Genomic DNA, 10,889 nt, shown 5'->3' with positions numbered 1-10,889 from the left:
TACTCAATCAATAATTGCTGTCGCTCCTGGCTACTCAGGAGTGGGTATTTGGTGATTGCCATTTCCGGACTATCGGTGATCGCCTCCACCAGCCTCAGAAAATGACCTGCCATCCCCTCGATGGTTGCTGGTAAAAATAAGTTAGTATTATATTCTAAAGTTCCGACAAGACTCTCACTATTTTCTGTTAGGGATAAAGTTAGATCAAAAGTAGCACCCGCTGTCGGCTTGAGAAAATCAAGTTGCTGTGTTTCCAGACTAGGGAACACCAGGTTCTCCTGGGTGACGTTTTGTAAGATAAACATCACCTGAAAGATGGGGTTATAGTTCGAGTGACGCTGGATTTGCAGAGCTTCTACCAGGCGATCAAAAGGAACATCGGCATGAGCATGGGCATCTAGAGCTGTTTGCTGGACACGATCTAGGAGGTTTAAAAAAGTAGGATTATCCAGCAGTTTAATTCGTAAAGCCAAGGTACTGACGAAAAAGCCGATGAGTTGTTCCGTAATAGCTGGATTGCGGTTAGCGATCGCCGTTCCCACTACAATATCTTCCTGGTTGCTATAGCGAGAGAGCAAAACTGCCCAAGCCGTTAATAGGGTGACAAACAGAGTGGTTTGCGAGCGTTGGCTCAAGTTTTTCAGTTTTTCGGTGGTTTTGCTATCAATTTTTAGCGAAACGATACCGCTTTGAAAGCCTGCGTCGGCATTATTGATGCGAGGAAAATCCGTCGGCAACTCTAAGAGTGGTGGTACGTCAGCAAGTTGCGTTCTCCAGTAATCAAGTTGTTCTTCCAGAACATCACCAACCAAATATTCATGCTGCCAATGAGTATAATCTGCATATTGAATCGGCAGCGGAGGTAACCCACCCCCTTCGCCCCCTCCCAGGAGGGGGTTGCCTTTGAGACCTCCAGAAAGCGGGAGGAGGGTGTTGCTTTCGCCCCCTTCCAGAATAGACTTGCCTTCACCCCTTTCCAGAATTGGGTTGTCTTCGCCCCCTCCTGGGAGGGGGTTGGGGGTGGGTTGACAAAATACCCTATAGATAACCGATAGCTCTTTCAAGAAAACCTGTATCGACCAATCATCGCTGATGATATGGTGCATTGTTATCAATAAGTTATATTCGCGATCGCTCAAACAAATCAGTACAATTTTTAACAAAGGAGGTTTAGCTAAGTCAAAGTTCCAACCCTGTACTTCCCTGGTAATTTCTTCCACTTTAGCACTGCGTTCTGTGGCGGGTAAGTCTTGTAAGTCTGAAATCTCCAGGACAAATGGTAGGGAAGGGGCGATTGCCTGGATAGGAACGCCATCAACTACATCAAAACTCGTTCGCAGAATTTCATGCCGTTCGATAATAGCTTCAATTGCCCTTTCCAAGCAACCGACATCAATTTTTCCCGTCAAACGAAAACCACGAAAAAGGTTGTAAATATTTTTTTTGGTTTCTAGTCTGTCAAGGAACCAGAGACGTTGTTGTGCTAGGGAGAGGGGAATTTGAGTTTCTCGAAGAGTTGGCATCGGCACTAGAGGAGGTAAAGATGTTTCTGTTTTCCCCGACTCTAGGTGTTTGGCAAGTTGGGCGATGGTTGGGGCAGCAAAAATAGTTTTGAGAGAGAGTTCGCTTTTAAATTTCTCAGAAATACGAGCTAAAACTCGGCTAGCATGAAGAGAATTTCCTCCCAAATCAAAAAAGTTATTTTCAACACCAAGCGCTTGCCGGTTCAGCACTTCAGACCAAATTTGCACCAATATTTCTTCCGTAGCGTTTCTAGCAGGAACAATATCCAGGTCTGAAGTTAATAAAGTATCGGGTTTAGGAAGCGATCGCCTATCTATTTTACCCGTCGCCGTTAAGGGTAATGATTCTAACCAAACGAAGTAAGCAGGAATTGCGTAATCAGGCAACCGAGTAGCCATCGCTTCCTTTAACTCCTTTGCTGTCGGTTTATTTTCAGAATTAACAGCAGTGAGGTAAGCCACCAGGCAGCGATCAGCCACTGCCCCACCTACATCTACTTGAGCGGTAACAACTGCCTCTCGAACCGACTCTAAGCTCAACAAAACCCCTTCTACTTCGCTAGTTTCTACCCGATATCCTCGGATTTTGACCTGAAAATCTTTACGACCTAAATGCAGCAAACAGCCATCAGGTAATAACTGCCCCAAATCTCCTGTTTTGAAATAGTGGCGATCGCCATCAGAGACAAATACTCGCTCTGTTAGTTCTGGTTGATGCCAGTAACCCAAAGCTACTTGCCGAGAACTAACCACAATTTCACCCACTTCTCCAGGGGGAACCTCCTGCCCGGACTCATCCCAAAGCCAAACTTCGGTTCCCTCAACCCCATATCCCGCAAGCACTGTACTTCCTGTCAGTACCGTACTTTTTGCGACCGGAAATTGTCGCACCGGACTAATCTCCGTGCCTCCCAGATTCACCATTAAGGTACATCCAGAGGAAAAATGTTCCTGGAATAATTCTGCATCCTGTCGATAAACAGTTTCGCTACCTATTTGGATGAGTCGCAACTTAGGAAAATTCCCTACTCCTTTTAAAGTAGCAGCAAAGTGACGAAACAGAGTAGCCACCGCAAACATCACAGTAATCTCATTATCCTGCAACCACCCACCCAAATGATGCAAACTAATTTGTTTCACATTTAGAGGCAGTAAAGCAGCGCCATTCAACAAAGCGCAGTAAATATCTCGCACCGCTCCTGCAAAAGCGGCAGAATATAACAGCGAAAAGCGATCGTGTTCTGTCATCGCACCGCTATTGGTATAGTTTCGGTATAAATTTAAGACATATCTATGGTTTTGCATCACCCCCTTGGGTTGTCCCGATGAACCAGAGGTATAAATGATGTAAGCTAGGTCGTCGGGATGAGATTGAATTTCTAGGTTCTCTTTTGAAATTGCTCCGTCAAGGTTATCCAACCACAAAACATCTCGGTTAGAAACAACCGATGCCCAATCTGGATGGTCTAATCCTGTTGCTTGAAACTGGCGACTGTCGCTCAAAATCAGTTCTGTTTGCGAATCTTCCAGGATCGAATTGAGGCGATATCCTGGCCAAGAAATATCTAACGGGACGTAAAACTTTCCAGCTTTGAGTACCCCCAGCATGGCAGCGATCGCTTCCGGCCTGGTTTCAAACAGGAGAGCAATGGGTTCTGCTCCAACGCCCCGTTTTTCTACAATAGTTCTTGCTATCTGATTTGCCCAACCATTCAATTCCTTATAAGTTATGGTGCTATCTTGAGATTTTATTGCTAGGCGATCTCCGTAGCTAATCACCTGCTCTTGAAACCGCTTGATTATTGATGGGTTAATAATATTCACACCAATGTTTTGAATTCGATTTGCTGCTGGACTTATCATTCTATCACCTTATTCTGGTCATTATCGTCATTATTTTTGAAAATAATTAGGGCTTGTTGGAAGTGCTAGGTTTTCAGTTGAAAAGGCTCAAAAAGGCGTTGCATATTTACGGGATGAATTATAGTTTTATATTGACTACTCCCCGGACTCAAGTCACGGGGATTCTAAAGGGAAGGGAAGCAAAATTACTCTCCCACTCCTTCTCCCACTGATTTTGATTGCTAATCCACTGCAAAGCAGATATTACAGGATTTATAACCTTTAACTGAGCTAACCAATCCTGTAATAGTGGATTTTAACTTTTCTCTTGCAACTAATCCAGCAGTATCGGCATCTCTGTACAACAAGCGATCGCACAATCTACATCTGTTTGTACAATTCTGCTATGTTGCTCTCAACCAATCTATATACTCAGCCACGCCAGCACGAACTCGATCAACTAGAGAAAATCTTTTCCAAGAAGCTACTCTAGTAGACCTCTGTATATTCCCTATTTGTCGGTGCTGCATTTTTTTCCTGCTCCATTGATGCCGTTAGAGACTCCATTACTTTGCCTACCCGACTCAAGTATTGCTCAAATAGCTGCCTTGCTTCAATATAATTTATTGAACTTTCTGTTGCTGTACAATAAGCATTGAGTGCCTTAACCACTACTAAAAAGTGATCTACTTCCGTTTCGTCGGCCACATGAACATAAGGATATTGCAATGCCTTTTCTCGCTCTGAACCTGTGAGGCCATGATAATTATCGATATATTCTGAAAAAGCTGTAAGGGCTTGTAACTGTTGGCTAAAATCTGGTATTATCTATAAAAATCTGGGATTATCTGTTTATGCTACTTGGATTCAAAATTGAAATACACCCCACAAAGCAGCAAAAAACGCTACTGGCTAAACACGCGCTTTGTAGCCCGTCATGCTTATAATTGGGGACTATGGTTGACTAAAAACATCCTTAATCACAATTCCAATAATCCTTCAGGTAAACTTAAATTTCCCACATCTATCGACCTGCATAAACTTTTGGTAGCAATGGTTAAACCTAATAACTATTGGTACTATGAAGTATCTAAGTCTGCTCCTCAATATGCTTTGAGGTATTTGTCATCAGCTTGGAAACGTTGCTTCACCAAAGTGTCTGGTCAACCTAAATTTAAGAAAAAAGGTAGAAATGATAGTTTTCCTGCGGAATGCTACGCAAACACTTTGGACGGTTCAATTACAGTCGGTTTTAATCATATAAAACTGCCACGAATTGGTTGGGTGAAAACTTATGAAATTTTGCCAGATAATGTTACTCCTAAGTCTATAACTATTAGTCGGAAAGCAGGCCGTTGGTTTTTGAGCTTCAAAGTAGATAGAGTTTCTCAAATTACTGAGAAATCAGTAGATGTAGTTGGTGTTGATTTAGGTGTAAAATCTCTAGCTACACTCTCAACTGGTGAGGTGTTTGAAGGTGCGAAATCTTACAAAAAGTTAGAAGCTAAACTCTCTCGGTTGCAATATCTGAACCGACATAAAGTCAAGTTTTCTCATAATTGGAAAAAAGCGCAACTTAAGATAGCTCAGTTACACACAAAGGTAGCCAACATCAGAAAAGATACATTGCATAAACTAACTACTTATTTGGCTAAAAACCACAGTCAAATAGTAATAGAAGACCTTAATGTATCAGGAATGATGGCAAATCATAAGTTAGCTAAGGCAGTTGCTGATATGGGTTTCTACGAGTTTCGTAGACAGCTAGAATACAAGTGTAAATTATATGGTTCTGAGTTGATCATCGCTGATAGATGGTTTCCCAGTTCTAAAACCTGTAGTAGGTGTGGAACTGTTAAAGAGTCTCTGTTGTTATCAGAGCGCGTTTTTAATTGCGAACACTGCAATTTTAGTTGCGAACGAGACTTAAATGCAGCATTAAATTTAGCTATGGCGGTCAGTTCGACCGTGAATGCCTGTGGACTGGATAACGCCGACGTTGCCAGAGCGAAGCAGGAATAGAACAGATTATCAGCAAGAAAATCATAGATTTATATAGGTAATCATAGGTTTCTAAGAATGGCTATACTGTACTCAGCATGGTTGTATATTTCCGAGAACATATTAGTCAATATAATTTGATATTTCGTGACAAAATTTTACATATTCAATTAATTCAATTGATTAAATCTCAAATTGGGTAATTTATTTCTTGGAATCCCTTAAATAGGAAAACAGCCACAACATTAATGCCATGGCTGTTCCCCTTAAGGTGAGTATCCCGTTATTAGGCATGAGGGAAGGCTAAGTAGCCTCACTCTGGGAGAATTTCCATACTCAACAATTATTACTTGCAAATTACTGGGAATTTGTAATTGTTTCCGAAATCACTGTCAAAACAGCCATCGCCAGTTCCACTGAACCAAATCTGGATAGTATCACTCTGTTGATAGCACTTAGGAGTTTGAAAGCTTCCAATTTTAACGAAGTTAACGACAGGATAGCCATCGATATTCTTAAGGGGAAACTTACTAATATCGCCACTATTATCAGACATGACGTAGCCTATTACCTCAGTCTTTGGGCTAAATGAAGGGCAACTATCATTGTCTGAAGATGCCCTTAGTGCATCATAAGAGACGAGAACTTCTTGACCTGGTGAGTAGATAGCACCGCTTTGGGTTTCTTCCCACTCTCCATAGGGAGTAATTACAAACTGGAGTCCAGGAACGTATTCAACATCAGCTGCGAGTGCAGGAGCTGAAGTAAAGGAAGGAATCCAAGTTAGAGCTGCGACAACAACTAATGCCACTAATACCTTAAATAGTTTTTTCATAATTTGCTTTCGTTTTGCTAAGTTATGGGACTGTTGACATATTCCCGACGTTATGCTTATGCAACAACCCAGGATTCTTTAGTCAGGAAAAAAACTGACCGCTATTTTTACACCTTCTAAAAATCTAGACAATCCTAGACACGCTCTTCATCGGTGAGGTTAAGCGATTTTTCGACTCACCTGTCCATAAGTCTACTGGCAAAGAAGGTTAATGTTCCGCTCAAGCACATTGAGTTTAGGATTCCCTCTGGGGTTTTCATCAGAGATGAAAAGTCGAGTGCAAAACACTCCATAATCGTTGCTAAAATCCTCTGGTCTTAGCAGACGTATTTAATAATAACACAGATTAATGGCTTAAAAACATAGACATTTTGTAGATATTTATCTTGGATAGTCTATATTTTTCAGCTCTAGCAAGCAACAGCTAACACTTAGCAACCCAATGTAATAACATGAGGTATAGAGTTTCTCAAAAAATTAGTGAGATACAGTTATCTTTTTGTCTTTTTATTCCCTGTTCCCTGTTCCCTCAAACCTAAAATTTTGTACCTCACGCTTTTTGGGAATTGCTATATTACCGAAGAAATAATAATTAAATAATTAAATAATTCAGCTTGAAAGCTTCCTATTTCAAGGAGAAAAAAATCAATTTTTTCCCTACCGCGTCAATCCTCTCCCTAAAAGGGCTGTCCATTATAAGCAAAATTCTTTACAAAAGTGGATAATGCCTATTATCAAAAGCTTACTAGCATTTTATTGGTTTTACAAGCTTTGACAAATTGACTAACTTGTGTACTCCTAAAAGTTGTTTTTTGTCGTTGCGATCGCAACAACACTAGGAGCTTTCAGACTCTAGTACATTAAATGATATTTTTGTCAAGTTTTATGTTAAGAAAGATGTTTATAAAGCATAGCTTTTAGGGAGAGGTAATTATCCATTATCCATTATCCGTTATCCATTATCCATTAATGAATGATTCCCTTAAATTAAAATGACTTTAAAATACTCAGACAAAGTAATCACAGAAATATCAACTATTTTTGCAGAAAAGCACTCAAAATATAATCCTAAAACTCAAAGTAAACTCAATGATATTCAAGAACCAATTACCAGCGCACCCCCAGAAGTAAGGCAAATTATTGGGCGAGTCTTACAACTAGAAAAAGACCGACTTTATAAAAAAATTCCTCGAATTAACGATGATATTCTCAAAATTATTAAAGAAGCAGTGCAATGAAATTAATTTCAATTATCTTGTGTAACTTTCGTCAGTTTTACGGCAAAACTTCAGAAATAATTTTGGCATCAGGGAAATGGAGTTTTTTGACTTCTTCCTTCTTCCTTCTTCCTTCTTCCTTAAATTAAGATGATATTCTCAAAATTATTAAAGAAGCAGTGCAATGAAATTAATTTCAATTATCTTGTGTAACTTTCGTCAGTTTTACGGCAAAACTTCAGAAATAATTTTGGCATCAGGGAAATGGAGTTTTTTGACTTCTTCCTTCTTCCTTCTTCCTTCTTCCTTAAATTAAGATGATATTCTCAAAATTATTAAAGAAGCAGTGCAATGAAATTAATTTCAATTATCTTGTGTAACTTTCGTCAGTTTTACGGCAAAACTTCAGAAATAATTTTGGCATCAGGGAAATGGAGTTTTTTGACTTCTTCCTTCTTCCTTCTTCCTTCTTCCTTAAATTAAGATGATATTCTCAAAATTATTAAAGAAGCAGTGCAATGAAATTAATTTCAATTATCTTGTGTAACTTTCGTCAGTTTTACGGCAAAACTTCAGAAATAATTTTGGCATCAGGGAAATGGAGTTTTTTGACTTCTTCCTTCTTCCTTCTTCCTTCTTCCTTCTTCCTTAAATTAAGATGATATTCTCAAAATTATTAAAGAAGCAGTGCAATGAAATTAATCTCAATTATTTTGTGTGATTTTCGTCAGTTTTACGGCAAAACTCCAGAAATAATTTTGGCATCAGGGAAATGGAGTTTTTTTACTTCTTCCTTCTTCCTTCTTCCTTAAATTAAGATGATATTCTCAAAATTATTAAAGAAGCAGTTCAATGAAATTAATTTCAATTATTTTGTGTGATTTTCGTCAGTTTTACGGCAAAACGCCAGAAATAATTCTGGCATCAGAGAAATGGAGTTTTCTTCCTTCTTCCTTCTTCCTTAAATTAAGATGATATTCTCAAAATTATTAAAGAAGCAGTACAATGAAATTAATCTCAATTATATTGTGTAATTTCCGTCAGTTTTATGGCAAAACTCCAGAAATAACTTTGGCATCAGAGAAATGAAGTTTTCTTCCTTCTTCCGTCTTCCTTCTTCCTTAAATTAAGATGATATTCTCAAAATTATTAAAGAAGCAGTGCAATGAAATTAATCTCAATTATCCTGTGTAACTTTCGTCAGTTTTACGGCAAAACACCAGAAATAATTCTGGCATCAGGCAAAAAAAATACAACAATAATTCATGGCAATAATGGTGCAGGTAAAACTACCATAATGAACGCCTTTACTTGGGTACTTTATGAAAAATTTAGTGCCGCCTTTGTAGTAGAAACTCAACTGGTAAATAAACGAGCAATTACAGAAGCAAAACTTGGTAAAGCCATAGCTTGTTGGGTAGAAATTGTATTTGAACATGATAATAAACGATATCAAGCCAAACGTTTATCACGAGCTTATAGGAATGAAAAAAATGAAATTGAACATGGTAAAAGTGAATTATATATGCAGATAGCTGGAGATGACGGACGTTGGTCTCCACCCCCAGAACATCCTGATGATATTATTGGTAGAATTTTGCCAGAAAGTTTACATAGATATTTCTTTTTTGACGGAGAAAGAATTGAGTATATTGTTAGGGATGACCGGAAAAGTGAAATAGCAGAAGCAACGAAAGAATTATTAGGAATTGAAGTATTAAATCGTTCTGTTAGACATTTAGGGGAGGCCAAAAAATCCTTAGAAACTGATTTGAGATTAATTGGTAATCCTGAAACTAAAAAACTGCTGAAAGAAAAAAATCAAATTGAACAGGAAATTAACAAATTATCAAAACGCCAAACAGAAATAGAGAAAGAATTACAACATCATCGAGAAGTTAAGAAAGAAATTAGTAGTCGTTTAGTAGAGTTTAAAGGTGCAGAAGGATTACCCCAACAGAAAGACCAATTAAATCTTCAGGTAGTATCAATCAAAGAACAAATATTACAAGCTCATCAGGGGTTAAAAAGAGCTATATCAACTCGTGGTTATATGGTTTTCTTGTCAGATGCCATAGAAAAATTCCGAGAACTTTTTGGTAATTTAAAAGAAAAAGGTGAGTTACCCATAGGAATCAAAAGACAGTTTGTACAACAGTTATTAGAAAAACAACGTTGTATTTGTGGAGCAGAATTAACTATAGATTCTCCAGGGAGAAAATCAGTAGAAAAATGGATGGAAAAAGCCGAAATTGCTGATGTAGAAGAAACCGCAATTAGAATGAGTATACAGATAGATGAAATTGACAAACAAGTAGTAGAATTTTGGGATGAAGTCGATCGACAACAAGCTAATATCGAAAAATTTCGTCATCAACTTTCACGGGTTGAAAATGAGTTAGAGTCAATTCAAAAAAAACTACGAAATTATCCAGACGAAGATATTCAGAAGTTACAGAAACGCTTAGATGAAATAGAAATTAAGGTAGGAAATTTAAACCGAGAAACAGGTTCAAATTCTCTACAGCTAGAAACTTTAAATAAAGAAATTAAAATCTTAGACAAACAACTTGATAAACAACAAATGAATGAATTAAAACAAGTTTTAGCCCAAAGGCGAATTGCAGCTACTCAAGATGCTATTGAGAGATTAATAGAAGTCCGAGCGCGCCTAGAAAAACAGTTTAGAGTTTCTTTGGAAAAACGAGTACAAGAATTATTTTCAGAAATTTCTTTTACTCCTTATATTCCTAAATTGAATGAAAATTATGAATTAACTTTAGTAGAAAATACTGGTGGAGAAGATGCTTTAGTTGCCGCTTCTACAGGAGAAAATCAAATCCTTAGTTTGGCATTTATTGGTAGTATTATTGACGAGGTACGAATCTGGAGTCAAAAAAACACTTTAATGGGACCCGATAGTAGCACTTTTCCCATAGTAATGGATTCCCCTTTTGGCAGTTTAGATGAAATTTATCGCAGACAAATTGCTAATATTATTCCTCAATTAGCAAATCAATTAGTTGTATTAGTAACTAAAACTCAATGGCGAGGTGAAGTAGCTGAAGAAATGGCTGATTATATTGGTAGAGAATATGTGCTTTCTTATAATTCTCCAAAATTAGATTGTGAAGAAGATGCTATTCAGTTAAGTGGAGAATCTTATCCTTTAGTAAAACGCAGTCCGAATGAATTTGAATATACAGAAGTGCTTGAAGTAGATTATTATTAAACCTCTTGCAAAAGTGTTAATTAGGGTTTGCTTATGGAAAGTCTTTTTGCTGGGGTAGGAGACAGGAGAAATGGTAATGAGCGAGGATGTAGGAGTAAGAATTGTAAGAATGATTTTTCTGCCTGGTGCTGCCGCCCGGGAGCTCGATCCGGGCAACACCGGGTCTCACGTCCGGCCGGACCGCTCGTCCTCAGCTCCGGCCGAGTAGGGCTGCGCCGAAACCCGGACCGAGCTCGGGT

6 protein-coding genes and 1 pseudogene are annotated in these 10,889 nt (G+C 38.4%); 4 read left to right on the top strand and 3 right to left on the bottom strand.

From position 1 onward, the window contains the following. Together F6K54_RS30900 and F6K54_RS30895 are read right to left on the bottom strand one after the other, a co-directional pair. On the bottom strand, positions 1-3,386 hold a 3,386-nt coding region (locus tag F6K54_RS30900), incomplete at its 3' end, for a condensation domain-containing protein (protein ID WP_293086439.1). 468 nt (positions 3,387-3,854) lie between these two features. Then, positions 3,855-4,094, bottom strand: a complete 240-nt coding sequence (locus tag F6K54_RS30895; protein WP_293086436.1) for a hypothetical protein — start codon at positions 4,092-4,094, stop codon at positions 3,855-3,857. Positions 4,095-4,219: 125 nt separating this feature from the next. Between F6K54_RS30895 and F6K54_RS30890 the strand changes: the two genes are divergently transcribed. Further along, complete coding sequence (locus F6K54_RS30890; RefSeq protein WP_293086433.1) at positions 4,220-4,312, top strand: helix-turn-helix domain-containing protein; 93 nt, start codon at positions 4,220-4,222, stop codon at positions 4,310-4,312. Beyond that, positions 4,296-5,387, top strand: a pseudogene (locus F6K54_RS30885) (RNA-guided endonuclease InsQ/TnpB family protein); the annotation flags it as partial. The gene F6K54_RS30890 and the pseudogene F6K54_RS30885, both read left to right, overlap by 17 nt. A 325-nt stretch (positions 5,388-5,712) precedes the next feature. Here the strand turns inward: F6K54_RS30885 and F6K54_RS30880 are convergent. Further along, positions 5,713-6,201: a hypothetical protein gene (locus F6K54_RS30880; RefSeq protein WP_293086430.1), complete on the bottom strand. Its 489-nt coding sequence runs from the start codon at positions 6,199-6,201 to the stop codon at positions 5,713-5,715. A 992-nt stretch (positions 6,202-7,193) separates the two neighbouring features. Here F6K54_RS30880 and F6K54_RS30875 point away from each other — a divergent pair. Next, complete coding sequence (locus tag F6K54_RS30875; RefSeq protein ID WP_293086427.1) at positions 7,194-7,439, top strand: hypothetical protein; 246 nt, start codon at positions 7,194-7,196, stop codon at positions 7,437-7,439. A gap of 1,144 nt (positions 7,440-8,583) precedes the next feature. Then, entirely contained in the window at positions 8,584-10,650 is a 2,067-nt protein-coding gene (locus tag F6K54_RS30870) for an AAA family ATPase (protein WP_293086425.1), read from the top strand. The last annotated feature ends 239 nt before the right edge of the window (positions 10,651-10,889 follow it).

It is taken from the genome of Okeania sp. SIO3B5 (genome assembly GCF_010692555.1).
In the GTDB taxonomy this organism is placed as follows: domain Bacteria; phylum Cyanobacteriota; class Cyanobacteriia; order Cyanobacteriales; family Microcoleaceae; genus Okeania.
This window is presented reverse-complemented; position numbering and strand designations above follow the sequence as displayed.